This window comes from Williamsia soli (genome assembly GCF_017377795.1).
In the GTDB taxonomy this organism is placed as follows: domain Bacteria; phylum Actinomycetota; class Actinomycetes; order Mycobacteriales; family Mycobacteriaceae; genus Williamsia; species Williamsia soli.
Genome location: NZ_JAFRDR010000009.1, coordinates 94,990 through 116,868, shown reverse-complemented (window position 1 = coordinate 116,868; position 21,879 = coordinate 94,990). Strand labels below are relative to the sequence as shown.

Here is a 21,879-nt window from a genome sequence, read left to right as displayed (position 1 = left end):
GAAGGAGAACACCCATGCCCGAAGCCGTGATCTGCGAACCGCTGCGAACCCCGGTAGGCCGTTTCGGCGGAATCTTCAAAGACGTTGCGCCACAGACGTTGGCAGCGGCGGTGATCCGCGAGATCGTCACCCGAACGGGCGTCTCTGGCGACCAGATCGACGACGTGATCCTCGGTCAGGCAACGCCGAACGGTGAGGCGCCGGCGATCGGCCGGATCGCTGCACTCGACGCCGGACTGGGTATCGATGTGCCGGGCCTGCAGGTCGATCGACGGTGTGGATCCGGACTTCAGGCGGTGCTGCAAGCCTGTATGCAGGTGGCCACCGGGGCGAGCGACCTCATCCTCGCCGGGGGAGCGGAGTCGATGAGTCAGGCCGAGTTCTACACCGACGCGATCCGGTGGGGGGTCAAAGGAGCCGGCGTCGAATTGCAGGATCGGCTGGCTCGCGGGCGGGTGACCGCCGGTGGGGTCAACTATCCGGTACCCGGCGGCATGATCGAGACCGCCGAAAACCTGCGCGCCGAGTTCGGCATCAGCCGAGCCGACCAGGACGCGCTGGCGGTGCAGTCGCACCAGCGGGCCGTGGCTGCGCAGGACAGCGGGATCTTCGACCAGGAGATCGTGGGCATCGAGGTACCGCAGCGTAGAAGTGACCCGCAGCTGGTGACCGTGGACGAACACCCCCGCCGCGACACGAACGTGGAGTCGCTTGCGAAGCTCCGGCCGATCCGCGTCGCGATCGACCCCGACTCCACCGTCACCGCCGGCAACGCGAGTGGCCAGAACGACGGTGCCGCGCTGTGTATCGTGACGACCCCCGAAAAGGCCAAGGAGCTCGGCCTTCGTCCGATCGCGCGGTTGGCCTCGTGGGCCGTCAGCGGAGTCGAACCGTCGCGTATGGGCATCGGCCCGGTGCCCGCGGTGGAAAAGACGCTGGGTCGCCTGAACCTGACCCTCGACGACATGGACGTCATCGAACTCAACGAAGCCTTTGCAGCACAGGCGCTTGCGGTCCTACAGAGCCTCAAGATCGAGGCCGATGATCAGCGCGTCAACCCGAACGGGTCGGGCATCTCGCTGGGGCATCCGGTCGGCGCGACCGGCGCTCGCATCCTGGCGACGCTGCTCCGCGAACTCGATCGGCGCGACGCCCGATGGGGCCTGGAGACGATGTGCATCGGCGGCGGGCAGGGCCTCGCGGCAGTGTTCGAACGGATCGCCTGACAGAACAGGTGGATGTGCGCCGGATCAGCCCGCGATCGAGGCGTGCATCTCCCACACGATCACTTCTGCGTCGGTGTCGGTGGTCAGCTGCTGGCCCCCGCCGCCGCGTACCCGGACCGCGTCGCCTTCACCCAGCAGTCCGACGCCTTCCATCGAGGCCTCGCCACGGGCGACGAACACGTGCAGCAGCGGTGCGTCCGGCAGCGTCACGGGGGTCTGACCCGCCTGCATCCGGGCGACGTGCATCGCGGCGTACTTGTTCTTGATGCGGATGGCGGAGTGGTCGACATACTCAGGCATGCCGGTCGCCACGGGAACCAAACCGCCCGAGAGCAATTCGTGATCGATCTCGAGTTGTTCGTAGCCGGGTGTGATTCCCGATTCATCGGGCACGACCCACATCTGGATGAAGTGCACCGGGTCGTCGTGCTTGGCATGGCCACCGGTGACGCCGTCCAGACGCCACGAATCATTCTTCTCCGAGTGCATGATCCCGGTGCCTGCGCTCATCCGCTGGGCGAGGCCGGGATAGATGACGCCGTTGTGTCCCATCGAATCCTGATGTACGAGCGACCCCTGGAGCACCCAGGTGACGATCTCCATGTCCCGGTGAGGGTGGGTGTCGAATCCCTGACCGGGCACCACGATGTCGTCGTTGTTGACCATGAGAACACCGTGGTGGGTGTTGCGCTCGTCGTAGTGATGGCCGAACGAGAAGGAGTGTTTGGAGTCGAGCCAACCGGCGTTGGTCTTGAACCGGTTGTCGGCACGCCGTACGTCGAACTGTGCGGAGGTGGTCGGGGCAGTCATCGCAAAAGGACCTTTCGGGGAACTGACGTGTCAGAGGACGTGGTGGCCGTACATCTCGCCGAGGGGGTCGGCGATCAACTCGAGGCGTGCACCGTCGGGGTCACGGAAGTAGAGGGACACATCGCTGTGTTCGATCAGTTCCACACCGGCGTCGATGAGTTTGGTGCGTAGCGCTTCCCATCGGGTGGGTTCGACGCTGATGGCGACGTGATGGAGACCGCCGAGTACTTCCTGGTACGGCCCGACGTCGAGGCCGGGGAAGTCGAAGAACGCCAGCAGGTTTCCGTTGCCGATGTCGAAGAAGAAGTGGGACGAACCGGGATAGTCGCGGTTCTCGATGAGTTCGGTCAGTGGGAACTCGAGGATGTCCTGATAGAACCGCACGGTCTGTTCGACGTCACTGCTGACGAGAGCGGTGTGGTGGAGGCCCCGCGCGGACGAGGCGCGCCGGGTCTCTGCCGGCTTGAGATGCTCGGCGCGGATGCGGTCACGCTGCTCGGCGAAATCCTGGGAACGCTTGTCCTCAGCTGCAGTGGTCATGCGTGCTCCTCGTTAAGAATCCAAGTAGTTGCTTTGTCAACGACTTGAACTTAGCCCTAGGTAATTGCGTTGTCAACTACTTTGGTTATGCTCGTCTGGTGGACGACACCCGATGGCTCAGCGACGCCGAACACCAGGCCTGGCGGGCCTACCTCGACGGCACCCGTTTGTTGCTGCGGACGCTCGACCAGCAGCTCACCCGCGACGCCGACATGTCGTTCACGGACTTCGAGATCCTGGTGATCCTCTCCGAGGCGCCGGAGCGGCGCCTGCGCATGCGCGAGCTGGCCGACGCCATGACCACCACCCGCGGCGGCGCGACCCGTGCGTGCGGACGGCTGGTTACGGCCGGGTGGGTGCGCCGGGTGGAGTGTGAGGACGACAAGCGCGGCATGATGGCCGAGCTGACCGAGGAGGGAGCCGACAAACTGGCCGCCGTCAGTCCCGGCCACGTGGCCGAGGTCCGCAAGCGGATGTTCGACCACCTCAGCCCCCGCGACGTCGCAGTACTCGGACGGGTGTTCGACGAGATGCGGGAACAGATGCTCGACACCCCGGATGATCGACACTGACTGGTTGATCCTTCAACGACAAGGGCGACACCCTCGGTCGACCTCGCCGTGTCGGCCGTCCGCTATGCGTACGGTGTAACCGCAGCGATGAGGGGGTGAGCGGTGACCGACAGCACCGATGAGGCGGCGCGCACCGACCGCGACCGCGACTACATCCAGAGCATCGAGCGGGGATTCGCGGTACTCCTGGCGTTCGATGCGAGTCGTCCGAATCCCACGCTCGCCGAACTCGCCGCCGCCACCGAACTGTCCCGTCCAGCGGTGCGGCGAATCCTGCTCACCCTGCAACGCCTCGGCTACGTCGCGGGGTCGGGCGGCCGCTGGTCGCTGACACCCCGGGTGCTGAGCATCGGCCAGCATTACACCGCCTCGCATTCCCTCGCCGACACCGCGATGCCACATCTGCTGAAGATCGTTGAGAGCGTGCATGAATCGGCGTCGCTCGGTGTGCTCGACGGCGCCGACGTCGTCTACGCGGCCCGCGTCCCGGTGCGCCGGATCATGAGCATCAACGTGTCGGTCGGTACCCGGATCCCCGCCTACGCGACGTCGATGGGCCGCGTGTTGCTGGCCTGGGCGAGTCCCGACGTCGTCGATTCCGTGGTCGCCGACGCCGGCTTCGGCCGCCATCTCACCCCGACCACAGTGTCGTCCGGATCCGATCTCGAGCGTGAACTCGCCATCGTCCGGTCGCGGGGCTACGCGCTGACGTCGCAGGAACTCGAAGTCGGACTCATCTCGCTGGCCGCCCCGGTCCGCGACGCGACCGGTGTGGTCGTGGGTGCGCTCGCGTGCTCGTCCTCGTCAGCGCGCACCACCCCGGAAGCGTTCGAATCCGATGTGGCGCAGTTCCTGGTGGAAGTCGCCGCCGAGTTCAGCACTGACCTCGGCGCGCGTCGATAGCCGAAAAGTCGCCTTAAATTCTGAGTGATCGAAACCCTGATGGGCACCTCGACCTTGGGATCCGTGACAAACACTGGCCTGCAACTGCATTGGCGGTTTGACCGGTCTCTGAGCTGCGCTTAATGTCGAAACGAATCATCAGGAGCGATTGAGAGACCCGGCTCGCTGACGTCGCAGCAACCCCCTGCATGTGTGGGTGAGGGTGCTACTGCCGGGACCGATGAAGGGCGTGTCGTGTCATCTGTGCAGGAGTCCGCGTGAAGTTTCTGTTGATCACGCTGATCACCCATACCCCCGATCCCATCACCGGACTCACGCCGACACCGGCCGAGCGGTTCCGCGAAGTGATCGATAATGCAGTCCTTGCCGAAGAGCTCGGATTCGACGGTTACGGCGTGGGGGAGCGGCACGAGCGGCCGTTCATCTCCTCGTCGCCACCGGTGGTGCTGAGCCACATCGCGGCCCGGACGTCGAAGATCGCTCTGTTCACCGCAGTGACGACGCTGAGCCTTCTCGACCCGGTCCGGGCGTTCGAGGACTACTCGACACTCGACAACCTCTCGGATGGTCGGCTGCAGCTGATGATCGGCAAGGGAAACGGCGCGGCGCAGGCCAAGCTGTTCCATGTCACCGAGGCCGATCAGTGGGAGCGCAATCGTGAGGGCTACGAGTTGTTCCGGCAGCTGTGGGAGAACGACACCGTCACGTGGGAGGGCACCTATCGACCGTCGTTGACCGAGGCCGAGGCGCTGCCGCGTCCGTTGCAGAAGCAGATCCGGATCTGGCACGGCAGCGCCACCAGCCGCGAATCGGTCGACCTCGCGGCCTCCTACGGTGATCCGCTGTTCTCCGCAAACGTCACCAATCCGATCGAGCCCTACGCCGAGCTCATCGACTACTACCGGGAGCGATGGGCGCACTACGGTCACGACCCCGCCGCCGCGCTGGTGGGTGCCGGATCGGCCGGTTTCTATACAGCGAAGAACTCGCAAGACGCCATCGACGCCTATCGGCCGATCTTCGATGCCACCGTCAAGCGGATCGGATCATTCGGCCTGCCTCTGGTGTTCCCGACGCTCGAGGACGCCATCGAACGCAGCTCCTTGCTCCTCGGCAGTCCGCAGCAGGTGATCGACAAAGTCCTGCGCTATCACGAGAAGTTCGGACACGAGGTGATGCATCTGCACGCCGATGCCAGCGGGCTTACCGATGCTCAGCACCGCGAGTCGCTCGAGATATTCCAGAGCGAGATCGCGCCGGTGCTGCGGCGGGAGATCCCCAGTCGCCCCATCTCTCCGAGTACTTCTCTGGTGGCAGTGTCATGAGCAACAACCGGGTACCCCTGTCGATCCTCGATCTCGCGCCGATCAGCGAAGGGGCGGACGCGGCAACTGCGCTGAGGAATTCCGTCGACCTGGCCCGGCACGCCGAACTCTGGGGTTTCAAGCGGTTCTGGCTCGCCGAGCACCACTTCGTCGCCGTCGCCAGTTCGTCGCCGACGGTCGTCATCGGACAAATTGCCGCGGCCACCTCCAACATCCGTGTCGGTTCCGCTGCCGTGCAGGTGGGGCAGCGGACCGCGGCGTCGGTCGTCGAAGAGTTCGGCATCCTGGACGCCTTCTATCCGGGGCGGCTCGACCTGGGGCTCGGGCGTACGGGACAGCGCCGTTCGGAAGCGCAGAAGGCTACACCTGTACCTGAGCCCGCACCGGAGCGCGAGCGCGAGGTGGTCGACGGTGTCATCATCCCTGCGCCTGTGGATCTCAGCGAACTGCTCAAGGGCTCCCGGCTGGCCGCGACGTTCGGTGTTCTCACCCAGCCGGGCGCCCAGGCGCCGGACTTCGCCGAGCAGGTCGCCGACATCGAGGCGCTGCTGGCCGGCACCTACCAGACTCCCGACGGTCTCGAATTACACTCGACCCCAGGCGAACACGCTGATGTCGAACTGTGGATCTTCGGCAGCAGCAAAGGGCAGAGCGCGCAGGTCGCCGGCGCGAGGGGTCTGCCGTTCGTCGCCAACTACCACGTGAGTCCGGCGACCACGGTCGAAGCCGTCGACGCCTACCGCGCGGCCTTCGTCCCGTCAGGGACGCTTGCCGAGCCCTACGTGGTGGTGTCCGCCGATGTGGTGGTCGCCGACGACGATGCGACCGCGCAGTGGCTCGCGTCCTCGTTCCCGCAGTGGGTGTACAGCATTCGAAGCGGGCACGGAGCAATTCCGTACCCGGACCCGGAGACCGTGGCGCCGTTGCCCGCGGAGAAGTTCGACCTCGTCGCAGATCGGGTCGAAACCCAGTTCGTCGGCAGTCCGGAAACCGTGGTCGGACGTCTCGAAGCTCTACAAAGGCTCACCAAAGCAACAGAATTGGTGATCACCTCGGTGACCCACGATCACGAGGACCGCCTGCGGTCCCACGAATTGCTCGCGAAGGCGTGGGGTCTGTAACCCTCCTTTGCCGCAGCCCGACTCTCCACACCTCAGTAAGGACGCCGTCATGCCAGTTGAATTCCTGGGTATCGCCGCCACCAACGATGCCACCGAGATCCATCCCCGTACCACCGCCAGTTCTTTCGACAAGGAGTACACACTCAAACTCGCTCGTGCACACGAGGACTTCGGCTGGGATCGCATTCTGTTCGCCTACGGAGCGGGTGCACCGGAGCCCGCGGCCGCGGCGTCGTACATCGTCAGCAACCTCGACCGCATCCAGATCCTGCTCGCGCACCGTCCGAACGTGTCCTATCCGACCTTCGCAGCCAAGACCTTCGCCACGCTCGACCAGATCTCCGGCGGGAGGGTGACGGTGCACGTCATCACCGGCGGTAACGATGCCGAGCAGCAGCGCGAAGGCGACTTCCTGTCCAAGGACGAGCGGTACGACCGCACCCGTGAGTACATCCAGATCGTCAAGAAGGCCTGGACATCCCACGAGCCCTTCGATCACCACGGCACGCACTACCAGTTCAACGACTTCGTCTCCGACATCTTCCCGGTCGCGCAACCGCGTCCGAACATCTCGTTCGGTGGATCATCGGCCGCGGCCTACGCAGTCGGCGGCGCCGAAGCCGACATCTACGCGTTGTGGGGCGAACCGCTCGAGAACACCGCCGAGCAGATCGCGTCGATCACCGACTCGGCCAAGGCTGCAGGCCGCGAGAAGCGACCGCGCCTGCAGGTCGCCTTTCGGCCGATCATCGCACCTACCGACGAATTGGCCTGGCGTAAAGCCGAATCCATCGTCGAACGGTTGCACGCACGCACCGCCGGGGGAGCTGCGATCTCCCGCAGGCATTCGCTGACGGCGCCGCAGAACGCCGGCTCTCAACGCCTGCTGGGGATTGCCGACTCCGTCGACCGCTTCGGAAAGGCCGGATGGACCGCGACGGCCAAGGCGACCGGGGGAGCGGGTAACTCCAACGCGCTGGTCGGTTCGCCGGAGACGGTGGCAGCCGCGCTGCTCGAGTACTACGACCTCGGGATCGAGATCCTCTCGGCCCGCGGCTACGACCTCCTCGACGACGCCATCGACTTCGGTCGGTACGTGATCCCCATCGTGCGTGAAGAAGTGGCCAAACGTGACAAGCGGATTCAGGGCGCGGCGTGACGAACAGCAGTTAAAACCTGGCTGATTCTATTGAAGATATTGGTGCGCAACCATTTAGCGTAGTAGTTCTGCCCGGATTCATGGAGGAAATCGATGACCGCACGTATGTCCCGCCCGCTGATCGCCGTTGCCGGCGCAGCACTGTTGTCGGCAACGCTGCTCAGTGCCTGCGGCTCCGACGACTCGTCGAGTGGAGGTGACGCCGGCCCGGCGCAACCGGGCGGCACGCTGCGCTACGGACTCTCGCAGGCGCCCACGTGTTCGGACCCCGCGCAGGGCGGCAGCAACCAGACGATCTACGTGACCCGCCAGGTGGTCGATTCGCTGACGGATCAGGATCCCAAGACCGGCGACATCACCCCGTGGCTCGCGGAGAGCTGGGAGATCAGCCCGGACGCGAAAGCGTTCACGTTCAAGCTCAAAGACGGTGTGACCTTCAGTGACGGCACGCCGGTCACTGCCGACTCGGTCAAGAAGAACTTCGATGCGATCGGGACGCTCGGGGCTGCCAAAGCCCCTCTGGCCGCGAGCTACCTGTCGGGCTACACCGGCACCACGGTCGTCGACCCGCTGACGGCGCAGGTGAACTTTGCCCAGCCGAACGCCCAGTTCTTGCAGGCCACCTCGACATCGCAGCTCGGCTTGCAGGCCGATTCCACCGTCGCCCAGACCGCCGAACAGCGCTGCCTCGGCACCAATATCGGTAGTGGCCCGTTCACCTACGCGGACTGGCAGCAGGATCGCTCGGCTTCGCTGGCCAAGCGTGTCGGCTACAACTGGAGCTCGCCCGTGTTCGGACACTCCGGTGAGGCCTACCTCGACACGATCGACTTCACCGTGATCCCCGAATCGGGCGTGCGCACCGGTTCGTTGGCCTCCGACCAGCTCGATGCGGTCAGCGACGCGCTGCCGCAGGACGCCCCGCAGATCGAGTCCACCGGCGGCGAGGTTCTCACCACGCCGAACCCGGGAGTCCCGTTCGGTTTCCAGCCCAACGTCTCCCGCGGCGTCCTCGCCGATCCCGCTGTCCGTCAGGCCCTCATCCCGGCGATCAACCGGCAAGAGCTGATCGACACCGTGCTCAACGACGACTTCAAGGTCGCGACCGGCTCGCTGGCCGCCAACACTCCCGGCTACAAGGACCTGTCGTCGGAGGTGACGTTCGACCAGGACAAGGCGAAGTCCATCCTCGACAAGGCCGGATGGGTCGAAGGCAGCGACGGCATCCGCGAGAAGGACGGGCAGAAGCTCTCGTTCACCCTCTCGTTCAGTGCTGTGTTCGCCGGCAACCAGGCGATCCTCGAACTGGTCCAGCAGGAACTCAAGCAGGTCGGCGTCGACATGAAACTCGGGCTCGTCTCCAACGCCGAGTTCACCGCCCTTCAGGGCAGCGGCGACTACGACGCGGTGTACTACAACAGCACCCGCGCCGACGGCGACATCCTGCGCACCACCTTCGGGCTCGAGAGCCGGAACTTGAACAAGCGCGGCCCGATCCCTGCCCTCGACGATGCTCTGACCGCCCAACTGGCGGCCACGGACAAGACCCAGCGCGACGGCTACCTCGCCACCGCGCAGGAACAGATCATCTCGAACGGGCTGTGGATCCCGACCACCGAACTCTCGCAGATCATCGGCAAATCCCCGAAGACACAGGATCTGAAGTTCGATGCGTCGGCACGGCTCGTGTTCTTCGACACCTGGATCTCCGGGAACTGATCATGGTCCGGTATGTCGGGTTGCGGGCACTGCAGGCGATCGGTGTCCTGTGGGCATCGTTCACGGTCGCCTTCCTGATCCTGTTCATCCTGCCGTCTGACCCGGTCAGCATTGCGGTGCAGGGCAACTCGGCAACACCGGTCGATCAGCAGGCCGTCGAGGATCTGCAGGCGCGGTACGGGCTCGACCAGTCGCTGCTGTCTCAGTACTGGACCTCGCTCAGTCATGCGGTCCGCGGCGACTTCGGCACGTCGATCTCGACGGGCCAGCCGGTGACGACCGCGATCGGCAACGCGTTGCCGAATACCCTGGCGCTGGCTGTCTTCGCGGTGGTTCTTGCCGTCCTGTTCGGCGGTCTGATTGCCTTTGCGACCACGTACACGAAAGCGCAGTGGTTGCGTACCGCTTTGCAGGCGCTGCCGCCGCTCGGCGTGGCCGTTCCGACCTTCTGGGTCGGACTGATGCTGTTGCAGCTGTTCTCGTTCGATCTGCACATCTTTCCCGCCTTCGGTGACCAGGGGTTCTCGTCTCTGGTGCTCCCGGCGATCACGCTGGCCCTTCCGACGGGTGCGGTGATCGCGCAGGTACTCGCGTCGAGCATGGGCACCACCTGGCGGCAGCCGTTCGTCGAGACAGCGCAGGCCAAGGGGGCGAGCCGGATCAGGGTGGTGCTGCACCATGTGGTCCGGCTGGCCAGTGTTCCGGCGCTGACCATCGCCGGTGTCCTCTTCGGCAACCTGCTGGCGAGCGCGGTCGTCGTGGAGACGGTGTTCTCTCGTGCCGGGGTCGGGCGGCTGATGCAGACATCGGTCATGGCCCAGGACATCCCGGTGGTGCTGGGGATCGTCGTCTTCTCGACGGTGACGTTCGTCGTCATCAACTTGATCGTCGACCTGCTGTATCCGCTGATCGATCCAAGGATCGTCGAGTCCTTCCGGAAGAAGCCGGCGGCGCCCGACAAGGCCACGCCGGCAGCCGACAAGGCGGAGGCAGCTCATGTCTGATCTCATCCTGGCTGACAACGAGATCCGCGAGGCCGAGGCCGCGTCGGAACCCGTTGGTGACGACACCCAGCGCAGGCCTGCACGCAGATTCGGTGTGCGTGGTCTGTTGCAGTATGCCGTGCTCGCGATCTCGGTGGTCGTCGTGCTGCTCGTCATCGGATTCGCACTCTTCCCGTCGGTGTTCGCGAGCGGTGATCCCTTGACCGGCGTCCCGGCGGAGAAGTTCGAGGCCCCCAGCGCCCAGCACTGGTTCGGCACCGACAACATCGGCCGGGATGTCTACACCCGGGTCGTACACGGGTCCGGGTTGTCCCTGACCGCAACGTTGCTGGCGGTGGGTATCGCGCTGGCCGCCGGCACCCTGATCGGGTTGCTCGCCGGGTCCATCGGCGGCATCGTCGACGCGTTCTTCATGCGTGTCGTCGATGTGCTGTTGTCGATCCCGGCGCTGCTGCTGTCGCTGGCGCTGGTCACCGCACTCGGATTCGGAACGGTCAACGTCGCGATCGCGGTCGGTGTCGCCATGGTGGCCAGTTTCGCTCGTGTCACCCGATCCGAGGTGCTGCGCGTACGGCGAGCGACGTACGTCGAAGCCGCCTTCGCGTCCGGGGTCCGCTGGCCCACCGTCCTGTTCCGGCACATCCTCCGTAACTCCTATGCCCCGGTGATCTCCCTCGCCGCTGTGGAATTCGGTATGGCGATCCTGGCCGTATCGGCACTGAGCTTCCTGGGGTTCGGGGCTGTACCGCCCACACCGGAGTGGGGGTCGCTGATCGCCGAAGGGCGCAATTACCTCGCGGTGGCCTGGTGGATGACCACACTTCCAGGCCTCGTCATCGTTGCGGTGGTGCTCTCCGCCCACCGCATCGGACATCAATTCGACCGGAGTGGACACCGATGAGCACCTCGACTCCGGTCCTGCAGATCAAGGGCCTGCGGGTTCAGTACGGTTCCGGTGCCGATATCGCCAACGCGGTCGACGGGATCGACCTCGAGGTCGCCCAGGGTGAAGTCGTCGCGATTGTCGGCGAATCTGGGTCGGGTAAGTCGACCACAGCGCAGGCCGTCATCGGGTTGCTGTCCGGAACCGGGAAGATCGCCGCCGGGTCGGTGAGTTTCCGAGGCAACAGGATCGACAACCTCCCCGATCGGGCACTCGAGAAGATCCGGGGCGCACACATCGGATTGGTCCCGCAGGACCCGACCACGTCACTGAACCCGGTGACGCGGATCGGTGAGCAGGTGGGTGAAGTGCTTCGCATCCACGGCCGGGCCAACCGCCGTACTGCCGCGGTCGAAGCGCTGCGCATCCTCACCGAAGCGGGCCTGGACAACCCAGGACTCCGTGTTCGGCAATACCCGCAGGATCTTTCGGGTGGCCAGCGTCAACGCGTCCTGATCGGTATCGCCCTGGCGTGCGAGCCGGAACTGATCATCGCCGACGAACCGACGAGTGCACTCGACGTCACGGTCCAACGCCGGATCCTCGATCATCTCGACGAGCGGATCGCCGCCACCGGCGCTGCCGTTCTCCTCATCACCCACGACCTCGGCGTCGCGGCCGACCGCGCCGATCGCATCGTGGTCATGAGTGAGGGAAAGATCGTCGAGACCGGGACCTCCGAGCAGGTGCTGACGAATCCACAGCACCAGTACACTCAGAAGCTTCTCGCCGCGGCGCCCAGTATGACCGCGGTGTCCGGCGTCTCCGTTCGCAAGCCACGCGCGGCATCCGGCGACGCTCCGGTGTTGTCGGTACGACATCTGACCAAGACCTTCCGGGTGGGTCGGGGCAGCTCTCTCACGGCGGTCGACGACGTGTCGTTCGATTTGCCTCGGGGACAGACTTTTTCGCTGGTCGGAGAATCAGGTTCCGGCAAGTCGACGACCGCACGGATCGTGGCACGACTGGAGGCCGCATCGTCGGGCACCGTCGACTTCGAGGGGGCCCCGATCACCGATCTGCGCGGAAAGGCGCTGCGGGAGTTGCGGCGCCGCGTGCAGCTCGTCCACCAGAACCCGTACGCATCCCTGGACCCCAAGCTCACGATCGACAAGATCGTGGCCGAACCGTTGCAGGCGTTCGGAATCGGCTCCGCGCAGGATCGGCGCGACAAGGTGCGCGAGCTGCTCGATCAGGTGGCACTGGGGGACAAGTATCTGTCCCGCCACCCGGCGCAGCTCTCGGGCGGTCAGCGGCAGCGCGTCGCGATCGCCCGCGCGTTGGCCCTGAACCCGCAGCTGGTCGTCCTCGACGAACCGGTGTCGGCGCTCGACGTCTCCGTGCAGGCGCAGATCCTCGACCTGCTCGCGCGGCTGCAACGCGAGTACGACCTGAGTTATCTTTTCATCTCCCACGACCTGGCGGTGGTCCGCCAGATCAGTGACGGTGTCGCGGTGATGAGACGTGGTCAGATCGTCGAAACCGGTCCCATCGCAGATGTTTTCGACACTCCCTCGCACGAGTACACACGCGAACTGCTGGATGCGATCCCCGGGAAACGGGTGGCTCTGTCGTGACCTGGGTGGCTCCGAGATTCCACTGGTTCCTGCCCACCGGCGGCGACGACGAGAGACTCGGCGCCCGCTCGCACGGGGTGTCGATCGCCAGCGGGTACGACGGCGACGCGGCCGAATCCGACGGGCATCGCGACGCGTCACTGGAGTACCTGACCGACTTGGCCAGGACCGTCGACGAACTCGGCTACGACGCCGTCCTGACCCCGACCGGCGGACACTGCGAAGACGCCTGGCTGGTGACAGCGGCGCTGATACCCGCAACCCGTCGCCTCAAATTTCTTGTCGCGTTCCGGCCCGGTGCGGTCGCACCCGTGCTCGCCGCGCAGATGGTCAGCACCTTCGACCGTCTCTCCGCGGGGCGCATCCTGCTCAATGTCGTTGTCGGGGGCGATGATGCGGAGCAACGGTCATTCGGTGACACGTTGGGTAAGGACGAGCGGTACGCCCGCGCCGATCAATTCCTCGAGATCACCCGGGATGTCGGATTGGGCAAACCCGTTCAGGTCGATGGGCCGTACTACACGATCGACCGACCGCGATCGCCCGGCTTTGCCGGCCATCCGAGCGTCCCGATGCCGGACGTGTACCTCGGCGGATCATCCGAGGCAGCGATCGACGTCGCGGCACGGCAGGCCGACGTCTTCCTCACCTGGGGCGAACCACCGGCCGCCGTCGGCGAGAAACTCGCGCGGGTCAAGCAACGGGCTGCCGATCTGGGACGAACCATCCGCGGAGGCATCCGGTTGCACGTCATCGCCCGGGACACCGCGGAGCATGCCTGGCAGGCGGCGGACGAACTCATCTCCGGCGTCGACGCCGACACCATCGCGGCACGACAGCAACAACTCGCCGCCATCGAATCCGAAGGTCAGCGGCGGATGCTCGCACTGCACGGCGGCGATCGGGCCAACCTGGTCGTCGGACCCAACCTGTGGGCCGGAATCGGACTGATCCGCGGCGGTGCGGGTACTGCGCTGGTCGGCAGCCACGACGAGATCGCGGACCGCATCGACGAATACCGGGACGTGGGCATCGAGGAGTTCATCTTCTCCGGCTATCCGCACATCGAAGAGGCCCGCCACTTCGGCACCGGAGTCCTCTCGAAGTACCGGTCGGGGCAGCGGACATAAGGGTGCTCTACACCGGGCCGGCCCGCCCGGGACGGTAGCGTCGATCCATGCACTTCATCGACAGCCTGGTCGACGGCGGCAAACTGCCGATGTTCTTGCTGTTCCTGTCGTTCCTGGTGACCTTCATCGTCACCCGGACCATCACCCGCATGATCCGGGCGGGTAAGGGGCCGTTCAAGGACAACGTCTCCGGTGGAGTTCACATCCACCACTCGATCCCGGGCATCATCCTGATGATCGTCGGCGCCTTCACGTCGGTCGGCGTCGACGGACATTCGCCCTGGGCCGAGGTGAGTGCGGTGATGATCGGAATCGGTTCGTCGCTGGTGCTGGACGAATTCGCGCTGATCCTGCATCTGAGCGACGTGTACTGGTCGTCGCAGGGGCAACTCTCGGTACAGCTGGTGTCGCTGACCATTGCCTTGCTCGGCCTGGCCCTGCTGGGGATCAACCCGATCGCCGAGACCACGGGCTTCACCGGCGGACATGCCGTGGTGCTGGCGTATCTGCCGATCCACATCTTTGTACTGCTCGTGTGCGTCGAGAAGGGGAAGTACTCGACAGCGGCGATCGGGGCCTTCATCCCGCCGGTCGCGTGGGTGGGGGCGGCTCGGCTGGCCCGCCCGAAGTCACGATGGGCTCACAAGCGCTACTCGCCCGCGAAACAGCAGTCCGCCCGCCACCGCGCCGACCGCTTCGACGAGCGGTTCGGGCAGTGGGGCCTGGACGTCGAGGACCTGGTGGCGGGTAAACCGACCGCGCCGGTACAACCGTCGAAGTGATTTATCCGATGTTGACGCCGTAGTCGCGGGCGATCCCGGCGAGTCCCGAGGCGTAACCCTGGCCGATGGCACGGAACTTCCACTCACCGCCGCGCCGGTAGATCTCACCGAAAACCATTGCGGTCTCAGTGGATGCGTCTTCGCTGAGGTCGTAGCGCGCGAGCTCGCGGCCATCGGACTGATCGACGACTCGGATGAACGCTCCATGAACCTGCCCGAAGCTCTGCCCGAGGGTGTCGGCGTCGTGGATGGTCACCGGGAAGATGATCGACTCGACCTCGGGGGAGAGGGCCTTGAGGTCGACGTTGATCGACTCGTCGTCGCCCTCGCCCTCACCGGTCCGGTTGTCGCCGGTGTGCTCGATCGCGCCGTCAGGCGAGCGAAGATTGTTGTAGAACACGAAGAAATTGTCGTTGACGACCCGCTTGCCGGAGTTGATGCCCAGTGCGCTGGCGTCGAGGTCGTAGTCGGCGCCGGTCGTCGACCGCACATCCCACCCGAGACCAACACTCACCGCCGTGAGGTTCGGTGCCTCTTTGCTCAGCGATACATTTCCGCCTTTGGCCAGACTGACTGACATCTTTATCGTCCTCCGTCGATCGATATGGACTGTGCTTTCGGTGGTGATCAGTCACCCAAGCCTACCGATGGCATGGAGTCCGCGGTTTACAGTCGGGGCATGCGCATCGACCTCAGCGGAAAGACAGCATTGGTGACCGGTTCGAGCCAGGGCATCGGATGGGCCATCGCGAAGGGCCTCGCCGAGGCCGGAGCGAAGGTGGCGATCAACGGCCGGGATCGGCGGAAGGTCGACGCGGCCGTCCGCGACATACAGACCCGCGTCCCGGATGCCGATCTGGTCCCGGTGGCCTACGATGTCACGACTTCCGATGGGGTGAACAGTTTGCTCGGTGAGCTCCCGGCCGTCGACATCCTGATCAATAATCTGGGCATCTTCGGCGCCGAGCCGGCACTGGAGATCTCCGATGACGAGTGGCGCCGGTACTTCGAGGTGAACGTCCTGGCCGCTGTGCGCCTGATCCGCGGTTACCTGCCGGGGATGACCGAAAGCGGTTGGGGCCGAGTGCAGAACATCGCCAGCGACTCCGCCATCGCGATACCCGCGGAGATGATTCACTACGGCATGTCGAAGACCGCTCTGCTCGCCGTCAGTCGTGGGTTCGCCAAAGAAGCGGCCGGAACGGGTGTGACCGTCAACTCGGTGATCGCTGGACCCACGCACACTGGTGGCGTCGAAGACTTCGTCTACCAACTCGTCGATGGGAATCTGTCGTGGGACGAGGCGCAACGCGAGTTCATGCGGCTCCACCGCCCGCAGTCCTTGCTGCAACGCCTGATCGAGCCCGAAGAGATCGCCAACATGTGCGTGTACCTGGCGTCGACGCAGGCGTCGGCGACCACCGGGGCAGCGGTACGCGTCGACGGTGGATACGTCGATTCCATCGTGCCCTGACGACCGCCGACCGTGCCCTTCCGGTCGCCGACCGTGCCCTTCCAATCGCCCACCGTGCCCTTCCGGTCGCCGACCGTGCCCTTCCGGTCGCCCACCGTGCTCTTGCGGTATCCGCGCGTGCCTTTTCATGCGTCGGACGTGGGTCTGGGGTCCACTCCTTCGGATATTGATCGGTCAGAGAATGGAACCGATCTCGGTCCGCCGCCGTCGATCAGTGTATGGAATCGGGTGACGTTTCACTGTGGGGTTCGGGTTCATCGCGTCGCGCGTCGCGTCAGGTCTATCGTGGTGTTCACGTTCCGCCAGACGCAGATATCGACCCTGCCTGGCAGATGCGCTGCGCACTGCAACGGGCCGGGCCGGGAGCGGTCATCAGCGGGGTCTCGGCAGCGATTCTGCACGGAATAGCGTGGTATGACGATGATTTCGAGGTCGAAGTCTGTCGCCCGGCCACCGGTCAGGGCCGCAACCGTGGTGGAATCAAGGTGGTGCGTGCCGATTTGGGCCCGGGTGACGTCACGACTGTTGATGGCATTCCGGTTCTATCGGTGGTGCGAACAGCTTATGACCTCGGTCGAAGACCTCCGGAGTGGAGGGCGCTCGGCCATCTCGATGACCTGATGAAGGCCACCGGTCTCGAATCATCCGACCTGTGGGCCTATGTGGTCGCGCATCCGGCGAAACGCGGTGTCTGTCAGATCCGGGGTTTGATCCCCCACATCGACACCAACGCCGAGTCACCGCCCGAGAGTTGGTTGCGACTCCTGATGATTCGGGGTGACCTTCCCAAGCCCGAGGCACAGATAGCTCTCCACGATCGCAGTGGCCACGAGTTCGCTCGATTGGACCTCGGCTACCGGAAGTATCGCATCGGTGTTGATTACGACGGCGAAGAGTTCCATTCGACCGAGCAGCAGCGCGCTCACGATGAGGCTCGTGATGCGAAGGCCGGCGCAATGGGTTGGGTCATCATTCGGGTGCGCTCGGAACAAATACGGAACGACCCGCGAGATGTCGTGGACGAGATCCGGAAACATCTATGGGACAGAGGATATCGAGAGTGATCAGCTAGGCACGTTCGGCGACGGGAGGGGCACGGTGGGCGACTGAAAGGGCACGGTGGGCGTTGGGAGGGGCACGGTGGGCGACTGAAAGGGCACGGTGGGCGTCGGGAGGGGCACGGTGGGCGACTGAAAGGGCACGCTCGGCGGGGGTCGGGAGAGGTCAGGGGACGAGGTAGTCGCTGTCTCGGGCGTCGGTGATGACCATGTGGCCGGGGGCGTGGCCGATGGCCAGCGCCGGCCGCGACTCCATGACCGCGGCTTGCGGAGTCACGCCGCAGGCCCAGAACCCGGGGATCTCGCCGGGTCGGATCTCGACAGGGTCGCCGAAATCGGGGGCACTGAGATCGCCGATGCCGATCGCCTCAGGGTCGCCGATGTGAACGGGGACGCCGTGGACGGCCGGGTAGCGTGAGGTGACGCGCACGGCAGTCGCGACGAGATCGGCGGGTATCGGGCGCATCGACACCACCTCCGGTCCGTGCAGGCTTCCGGCCGGGCGACATCGCCTCGACGTGCGGTACATCGGCACATTGCGACCCTGCTCGATGTGGCGCACGGGTACCCCGGCGTCGAGGAGTGCGGCTTCGAAGGTGAAGCTGCAGCCGATCAGGAAGGACACGAGGTCGGGGCGCCACCACGACGTGACGTCGATCGTTTCAGCGACCATCTCGCCGTACTCGTAGACGCGGTAGAGCGGGACGTCGGTGCGGATGTCGCCGTCTCCCAACAGCGGTCCGCTGACGTCACCGGCATCGAGTACATCGAGCACCGGACAAGACTTCGGATTGCGTTGCGCGAAGAGCAGGAAATCGTAGGCGTCCGCGCGGGGCAACGTGAGAAGGTTCGCCTGCGTCCACCCGGGAGCCCATCCCGCGGTGGGTGTCACCAGACCGTCGCGGAAGAGTGCCCGCGCGGCGATTGGGTCGATGGCAGCGGCATCTGGGTGTGTCATCGCCGACTCCAATGCAAGCGCACCGACTGACCGGGACGAATCTGGGCTGCGATGTCGGTGTCTTCGTCGACCAGTACCGCGACCACCGGATAGCCACCGGTCATGGGATGGTCGGCCAGGAAGATCACCGGCTCGCCGCTCGGCGGCACCTGGATCGATCCGCGCACCAAGCCCTCGCTGGGCAGCTGCCGGTCCTCATCGCGGTGCCGGAGTCCGGGAGCGTTGCCGCTCAACCGCATCCCGACGCGGTCACTGTGATCGGACGCCTGCCAGACCGTATGCACCAAATCGTCGACGTCGACGACCCAATCGTCGCGAGGCCCACGCAGCACACTCAACTCGACCTCGTCGGCCTCCGGTGTGGCGACGGCGGCGACATCGAGATCCGGGAGATCGCCGGGTCGCGGTCCGATGGCCAGGGTGTCGCCTTCGGCGAGCGGCTCGGGTCCCAGCCCGGACAGGGTGTCGGTGCTCCGGGAGCCCAAGGTGGGTTCAACGGCGACACCCCCGCGGACAGCGACGTAGGCGCGCAGACCTGCGCGCGCCATCCCGAGCGTGAGAGTGCCCCCCGCGGGGACGACGAACGCGGCATTGCGGCCGACGGCCACCGGTCCGGAACCACTGTCCACCAACACCTCCAGGTCGGCGCCGGTCACCGCGAACCAGGTCTCGTCGCCGACGCGCAACGACAGCCCGCCGAGCGTCACCTCCAGTGCGGCCGCTCCGTCGGGGTTGGCGAGAAGGCGGTTGGCCAAACCGTACGACCGGCGATCGGCGGCACCTGATCGCCCGACACCCAACGCGGCCAGACCCGACCGGCCCTCGTCCTGGACGGTGGTCAGCGGACCGGCGGCGAGAACTTCAAAGGAACTCATGACTCGGCCCTGCGGAACTGGACCCGGGTCCCCGGCTGCAACAATGCCGGAGGGTCGCGGTCGACGTCCCACATCGGTAAGTCGGTGTGTCCAAGCAGTTGCCAGCCACCGGGGGACGACCGCGGGTAGATGCCGCTGAACTCCCCGGCCAATCCGACCGCTCCGGCCGGGACCCTGGTGCGCGAGGTGTCGCGGCGCGGCACCTCCAATCGGGTATCTCCGCCGATGAGGTAGGCGAATCCCGGTGCGAAGCCTCCGAACGCGACCTTCCACGTGGTTCCCGCATGTGCCTCGATCACCTCGTTGGTGTCGAGACCGGTCAGGCGGGCGATGTCGTCGAGGTCGGGGCCGTCATAGACCACCGGCACCTCGACTACTGGTCCGTCGTCGAGTGTTGTTGTCTCGGTGGGCGACAGCCCTTTCAGGTCTTTCTGCAGGCGGGGTATCACCTGTGGCTCGTCGCCGATCATCAACACGGTTCGGGCACCGGGCACCAGGTCGACCACCCCGGGCAAGGCGGCGTCGCGTATCGCTGTAGTCCAGCCGATCACCTCATCGGTGTCAGCGACCTCGAGGAGCAGGGCGCGGTCACCATAGGTCAGCAGGTTCATGTGAACGCCTCCAGGTCAACACCTTCGGATGTCAGTAGGTCCCGCACCGCCCGTGCCATCTCGACGGCCGCGGGTGAATCACCATGTACACAGACCGAATGTACGTCGACGTCGACAACCGAACCATCGACGGCCTCGACCTGACCGTCGGCCACCATCCTCAGCACCCGCGCTGCCACCTCGGCCGGATCATGCAGAACGGCACCGGGTTCCTTCCTCGACACCAGAGTCGCCTCCGGCGTGTACCCGCGGTCGGCAAACGCCTCGCGCACCACGCGGAGGCCGTGTTGCTCACCGAGTGCCAGCAGTCGGGAACCCGGAAGACCCAGGAGCGCCAGCGTCGGGTCCACCGAAACAATAGCGTCGACGACCGCCTGCGCGTGCGCTTCATGATGAACCGCGGTGTTGTACAGCGCACCATGGGGTTTGACGTATGTGACGCGTCCGTCGGCCGCGCCGGCCAGTGCCTGCAGGCCGCCGATCTGATAGACGATGTCGTCGGTCAATTCCGTCCGGGAGGCGTCGACGAAGCGCCGTCCGAATCCGGCGAGGTCGCGATACGCCACTTGCGCGCCGATGCGGACGTGGCGTTCGACCGACCAGCGTGCCGTCCGGGCGATGGTGCTGGGGTCACCGGCGTGGAATCCGCAGGCGATGTTCGCGCTGGTCACCAGATCGAGCATCGCCTTGTCGTCGCCGAGTTCCCAGCGGCCGAAGGATTCGCCGATGTCACTGTTGAGGTCGATGGTGCTCACAGGTCTCCCAACGTGGTCAGTGATTCGTAACCGAGGTACAGCGTGATCAACCAGGCGATCACGCCGATACCCAACAACCAGATGGGATAACGGTAGTTACCCATCAGATCGCGTCGACGCCAGGCGACCCACAGGATGAGCGTGAAGCCGAACGGCAGGATGATGCCGTTGAATGCACCGGCGAAGATCAGCAACTTCACCGGGGTTGTCTCGATCAGCAGGTAGATGACGGTGCTGATCGCGATGAAGGCGACGGTCAGTAGATTTCGTCGGCGCGGAGAGGTTTCGGTCGAGGTCAGGAACGACACCGACGTGTAGGCCGCGCCGATCACCGAGGTGATGCTGGCCGCCCACAAAATGATCCCGAACAGGAGCATGCCGGCGGAACCGAGTGCCGACTCGAACGCCGAGGCGGTCGGATTGTCTTTCGCCAGTTGGACTCCGCCCGCGGTGACCCCGAGCACGGCCAGGAACAGCAGCACCCGCATCACGCCGGTGACGATGACGCCGAGGACGGAACTACGACTGATCTGGGTGACGTGCTCCGGTCCGGTCAGGCCGGTATCAAGCAGCCGATGCGCTCCGGCGTAGGTGATGTAGCCGCCGACAGTCCCGCCGATGATGGTGGTGATGACGAGGAAATCGATCTCTTCGGGAATCACGGTGTTGCGCAGCGCTTCGCCGGCCGGTGGTCCGGAGACGATGGCCACGTAGCCGGTCATCAGGATCATGCCGGCGCCGAGGACCACGACGATCCGATCAAGCGCGACCCCGGCTCGCTTGCTCAGGAAGATCGCGATGGCTATCAGGGCCGAGAGTGCGCCGCCGACGCGCGGTTCGAGGCCGAACATGGCATCGGTGCCGAGGCCGGTGCCGCCGACGTTGCCGATGTTGAACACCAACCCGCCGAGGACGACGAGTCCGGCGAGGACGTAGCCGGCACCCGGGATGACCTCGTTGGCGAGTTCGTGTGCGCGACGCCCGGCGACCCCGATGACCCGCCAGACATTCAGCTGGACGGCGATGTCGACGAGGATCGAGACGAGGATCGCGAAGGCGAATGCCGCGCCGAGCTGCACGGTGAATTCGGTGGTCTGGGTGATGAAACCCGGACCGATGGCGCTGGTGGCCATGAGGAACATGGCGCCGAGCAGGGCGGCTCGACCACCTTTGTTGGTTGCTTCGACGGGGATGGTTTCGGCCATGGAATTGCTCCTTGGGGTGACGTGCCCGGTGCGTGCTGTCGTGCTCCTAGCGTCGTTCCCGGATGTTTCCGGGACTTTTCCTTGGCGATAAGGATTGTTCAACAATCCCACAATTCCCGAACTCGTACACTG

Annotated in this window: 22 protein-coding genes and 1 riboswitch; of the genes, 14 read left to right on the top strand and 8 right to left on the bottom strand. The window is 65.3% G+C overall.

What is annotated here, in order from left to right:
- Positions 1–14 precede the first annotated feature (14 nt).
- Positions 15–1,226 carry an acetyl-CoA C-acetyltransferase gene (locus J3S28_RS21840; RefSeq protein ID WP_207842902.1) on the top strand — a complete coding sequence of 404 codons (1,212 nt, stop codon included), beginning with the start codon at positions 15–17 and terminating at the stop codon, positions 1,224–1,226.
- 24 nt (positions 1,227–1,250) lie between these two features.
- Here the strand turns inward: J3S28_RS21840 and J3S28_RS21835 are convergent, their stop codons facing one another.
- On the bottom strand, positions 1,251–2,036 hold the full coding sequence (locus J3S28_RS21835; RefSeq protein ID WP_207842900.1) for a pirin family protein: 786 nt from the start codon (positions 2,034–2,036) through the stop codon (positions 1,251–1,253).
- Between the two features lie 30 nt (positions 2,037–2,066).
- Positions 2,067–2,576, bottom strand: coding sequence for a VOC family protein (locus J3S28_RS21830; RefSeq protein ID WP_207842892.1), 510 nt, complete (start codon positions 2,574–2,576; stop codon positions 2,067–2,069).
- A 98-nt stretch (positions 2,577–2,674) separates the two neighbouring features.
- Here J3S28_RS21830 and J3S28_RS21825 point away from each other — a divergent pair, with 98 nt between their 5' ends.
- The 11 genes from J3S28_RS21825 (at position 2,675) to J3S28_RS21775 (ending at position 14,811) form a co-directional block, all read left to right on the top strand.
- Positions 2,675–3,148 (top strand): MarR family winged helix-turn-helix transcriptional regulator, encoded by a 474-nt coding sequence (locus J3S28_RS21825; protein WP_207842890.1) that lies wholly within the window; start codon positions 2,675–2,677, stop codon positions 3,146–3,148.
- Between the two features lie 102 nt (positions 3,149–3,250).
- Positions 3,251–4,051, top strand: a complete 801-nt coding sequence (locus J3S28_RS21820) for an IclR family transcriptional regulator domain-containing protein (RefSeq protein ID WP_207842888.1) — start codon at positions 3,251–3,253, stop codon at positions 4,049–4,051.
- A 132-nt stretch (positions 4,052–4,183) separates the two neighbouring features.
- A riboswitch (SAM riboswitch) is annotated at positions 4,184–4,278 on the top strand.
- 30 nt (positions 4,279–4,308) lie between these two features.
- Complete coding sequence (locus tag J3S28_RS21815; RefSeq protein WP_207842886.1) at positions 4,309–5,376, top strand: LLM class flavin-dependent oxidoreductase; 1,068 nt, start codon at positions 4,309–4,311, stop codon at positions 5,374–5,376.
- Positions 5,373–6,497: an LLM class flavin-dependent oxidoreductase gene (locus tag J3S28_RS21810; protein WP_207842884.1), complete on the top strand. Its 1,125-nt coding sequence runs from the start codon at positions 5,373–5,375 to the stop codon at positions 6,495–6,497. Before J3S28_RS21815 ends, J3S28_RS21810 begins: the two co-directional genes overlap by 4 nt.
- A gap of 49 nt (positions 6,498–6,546) precedes the next feature.
- Complete coding sequence (locus tag J3S28_RS21805) at positions 6,547–7,656, top strand: LLM class flavin-dependent oxidoreductase (protein WP_207842882.1); 1,110 nt, start codon at positions 6,547–6,549, stop codon at positions 7,654–7,656.
- 93 nt (positions 7,657–7,749) lie between these two features.
- Positions 7,750–9,375: an ABC transporter substrate-binding protein gene (locus tag J3S28_RS21800; protein WP_237341909.1), complete on the top strand. Its 1,626-nt coding sequence runs from the start codon at positions 7,750–7,752 to the stop codon at positions 9,373–9,375.
- Positions 9,376–9,377: 2 nt separating this feature from the next.
- The gene (locus tag J3S28_RS21795; protein ID WP_207842880.1) at positions 9,378–10,379 is read left to right on the top strand and encodes an ABC transporter permease; all 1,002 of its coding nucleotides are present in this window, start codon (positions 9,378–9,380) and stop codon (positions 10,377–10,379) included.
- On the top strand, positions 10,372–11,280 hold the full coding sequence (locus J3S28_RS21790; protein WP_207842878.1) for an ABC transporter permease: 909 nt from the start codon (positions 10,372–10,374) through the stop codon (positions 11,278–11,280). Before J3S28_RS21795 ends, J3S28_RS21790 begins: the two co-directional genes overlap by 8 nt.
- Positions 11,277–12,899, top strand: coding sequence for a dipeptide ABC transporter ATP-binding protein (locus J3S28_RS21785; RefSeq protein WP_207842876.1), 1,623 nt, complete (start codon positions 11,277–11,279; stop codon positions 12,897–12,899). Before J3S28_RS21790 ends, J3S28_RS21785 begins: the two co-directional genes overlap by 4 nt.
- A gap of 5 nt (positions 12,900–12,904) precedes the next feature.
- Positions 12,905–14,029, top strand: a complete 1,125-nt coding sequence (locus J3S28_RS21780; RefSeq protein WP_207843096.1) for an LLM class flavin-dependent oxidoreductase — start codon at positions 12,905–12,907, stop codon at positions 14,027–14,029.
- A gap of 47 nt (positions 14,030–14,076) precedes the next feature.
- Positions 14,077–14,811, top strand: a complete 735-nt coding sequence (locus J3S28_RS21775) for a hypothetical protein (protein WP_207842874.1) — start codon at positions 14,077–14,079, stop codon at positions 14,809–14,811.
- Between the two features lies 1 nt (position 14,812).
- On the opposite strand, the gene J3S28_RS21770 is transcribed toward J3S28_RS21775, so the two are convergent.
- A complete protein-coding gene (locus J3S28_RS21770; RefSeq protein WP_207842873.1) occupies positions 14,813–15,391 on the bottom strand; it encodes a TerD family protein in 579 nt (192 codons plus the stop codon).
- Between the two features lie 99 nt (positions 15,392–15,490).
- On the opposite strand from J3S28_RS21770, the gene J3S28_RS21765 reads away from it, so the two are divergent.
- Both J3S28_RS21765 and J3S28_RS21760 read left to right on the top strand, forming a co-directional pair.
- Positions 15,491–16,285, top strand: coding sequence for an SDR family NAD(P)-dependent oxidoreductase (locus tag J3S28_RS21765; RefSeq protein WP_207842872.1), 795 nt, complete (start codon positions 15,491–15,493; stop codon positions 16,283–16,285).
- A gap of 332 nt (positions 16,286–16,617) precedes the next feature.
- Positions 16,618–17,349 carry a DUF559 domain-containing protein gene (locus J3S28_RS21760; protein WP_207842871.1) on the top strand — a complete coding sequence of 244 codons (732 nt, stop codon included), beginning with the start codon at positions 16,618–16,620 and terminating at the stop codon, positions 17,347–17,349.
- 160 nt (positions 17,350–17,509) lie between these two features.
- On the opposite strand, the gene J3S28_RS21755 is transcribed toward J3S28_RS21760, so the two are convergent.
- From J3S28_RS21755 to J3S28_RS21735, 5 genes are read right to left on the bottom strand one after another with little or no spacing between them, the layout of a single operon-like run.
- Positions 17,510–18,301 (bottom strand): putative hydro-lyase, encoded by a 792-nt coding sequence (locus tag J3S28_RS21755; protein ID WP_207842870.1) that lies wholly within the window; start codon positions 18,299–18,301, stop codon positions 17,510–17,512.
- The gene (locus tag J3S28_RS21750) at positions 18,298–19,176 is read right to left on the bottom strand and encodes a 5-oxoprolinase subunit C family protein (protein WP_207842869.1); all 879 of its coding nucleotides are present in this window, start codon (positions 19,174–19,176) and stop codon (positions 18,298–18,300) included. The genes J3S28_RS21755 and J3S28_RS21750 overlap by 4 nt, the downstream gene beginning before the upstream one ends.
- Positions 19,173–19,787 carry a 5-oxoprolinase subunit B family protein gene (locus J3S28_RS21745; RefSeq protein WP_207842868.1) on the bottom strand — a complete coding sequence of 205 codons (615 nt, stop codon included), beginning with the start codon at positions 19,785–19,787 and terminating at the stop codon, positions 19,173–19,175. Before J3S28_RS21745 ends, J3S28_RS21750 begins: the two co-directional genes overlap by 4 nt.
- A complete protein-coding gene (locus J3S28_RS21740; protein ID WP_207842867.1) occupies positions 19,784–20,542 on the bottom strand; it encodes a LamB/YcsF family protein in 759 nt (252 codons plus the stop codon). Before J3S28_RS21740 ends, J3S28_RS21745 begins: the two co-directional genes overlap by 4 nt.
- Positions 20,539–21,747 (bottom strand): NRAMP family divalent metal transporter, encoded by a 1,209-nt coding sequence (locus tag J3S28_RS21735; protein ID WP_237341908.1) that lies wholly within the window; start codon positions 21,745–21,747, stop codon positions 20,539–20,541. Before J3S28_RS21735 ends, J3S28_RS21740 begins: the two co-directional genes overlap by 4 nt.
- Positions 21,748–21,879 lie beyond the last annotated feature (132 nt).

Coding starts and splice junctions, on each gene's coding strand:
- J3S28_RS21840 (WP_207842902.1), top strand. CDS start 15: ATGCCCGAAGCCGTGATCTGCGAACCGCTGCGAACCCCGGTAGGCCGT.
- J3S28_RS21835 (WP_207842900.1), bottom strand. CDS start 2,036: ATGACTGCCCCGACCACCTCCGCACAGTTCGACGTACGGCGTGCCGAC.
- J3S28_RS21830 (WP_207842892.1), bottom strand. CDS start 2,576: ATGACCACTGCAGCTGAGGACAAGCGTTCCCAGGATTTCGCCGAGCAG.
- J3S28_RS21810 (WP_207842884.1), top strand. CDS start 5,373: ATGAGCAACAACCGGGTACCCCTGTCGATCCTCGATCTCGCGCCGATC.
- J3S28_RS21805 (WP_207842882.1), top strand. CDS start 6,547: ATGCCAGTTGAATTCCTGGGTATCGCCGCCACCAACGATGCCACCGAG.
- J3S28_RS21800 (WP_237341909.1), top strand. CDS start 7,750: ATGACCGCACGTATGTCCCGCCCGCTGATCGCCGTTGCCGGCGCAGCA.
- J3S28_RS21795 (WP_207842880.1), top strand. CDS start 9,378: ATGGTCCGGTATGTCGGGTTGCGGGCACTGCAGGCGATCGGTGTCCTG.
- J3S28_RS21790 (WP_207842878.1), top strand. CDS start 10,372: ATGTCTGATCTCATCCTGGCTGACAACGAGATCCGCGAGGCCGAGGCC.
- J3S28_RS21785 (WP_207842876.1), top strand. CDS start 11,277: ATGAGCACCTCGACTCCGGTCCTGCAGATCAAGGGCCTGCGGGTTCAG.
- J3S28_RS21775 (WP_207842874.1), top strand. CDS start 14,077: ATGCACTTCATCGACAGCCTGGTCGACGGCGGCAAACTGCCGATGTTC.
- J3S28_RS21770 (WP_207842873.1), bottom strand. CDS start 15,391: ATGTCAGTCAGTCTGGCCAAAGGCGGAAATGTATCGCTGAGCAAAGAG.
- J3S28_RS21765 (WP_207842872.1), top strand. CDS start 15,491: ATGCGCATCGACCTCAGCGGAAAGACAGCATTGGTGACCGGTTCGAGC.
- J3S28_RS21760 (WP_207842871.1), top strand. CDS start 16,618: ATGCGCTGCGCACTGCAACGGGCCGGGCCGGGAGCGGTCATCAGCGGG.
- J3S28_RS21755 (WP_207842870.1), bottom strand. CDS start 18,301: ATGACACACCCAGATGCCGCTGCCATCGACCCAATCGCCGCGCGGGCA.
- J3S28_RS21750 (WP_207842869.1), bottom strand. CDS start 19,176: ATGAGTTCCTTTGAAGTTCTCGCCGCCGGTCCGCTGACCACCGTCCAG.
- J3S28_RS21745 (WP_207842868.1), bottom strand. CDS start 19,787: ATGAACCTGCTGACCTATGGTGACCGCGCCCTGCTCCTCGAGGTCGCT.
- J3S28_RS21735 (WP_237341908.1), bottom strand. CDS start 21,747: ATGGCCGAAACCATCCCCGTCGAAGCAACCAACAAAGGTGGTCGAGCC.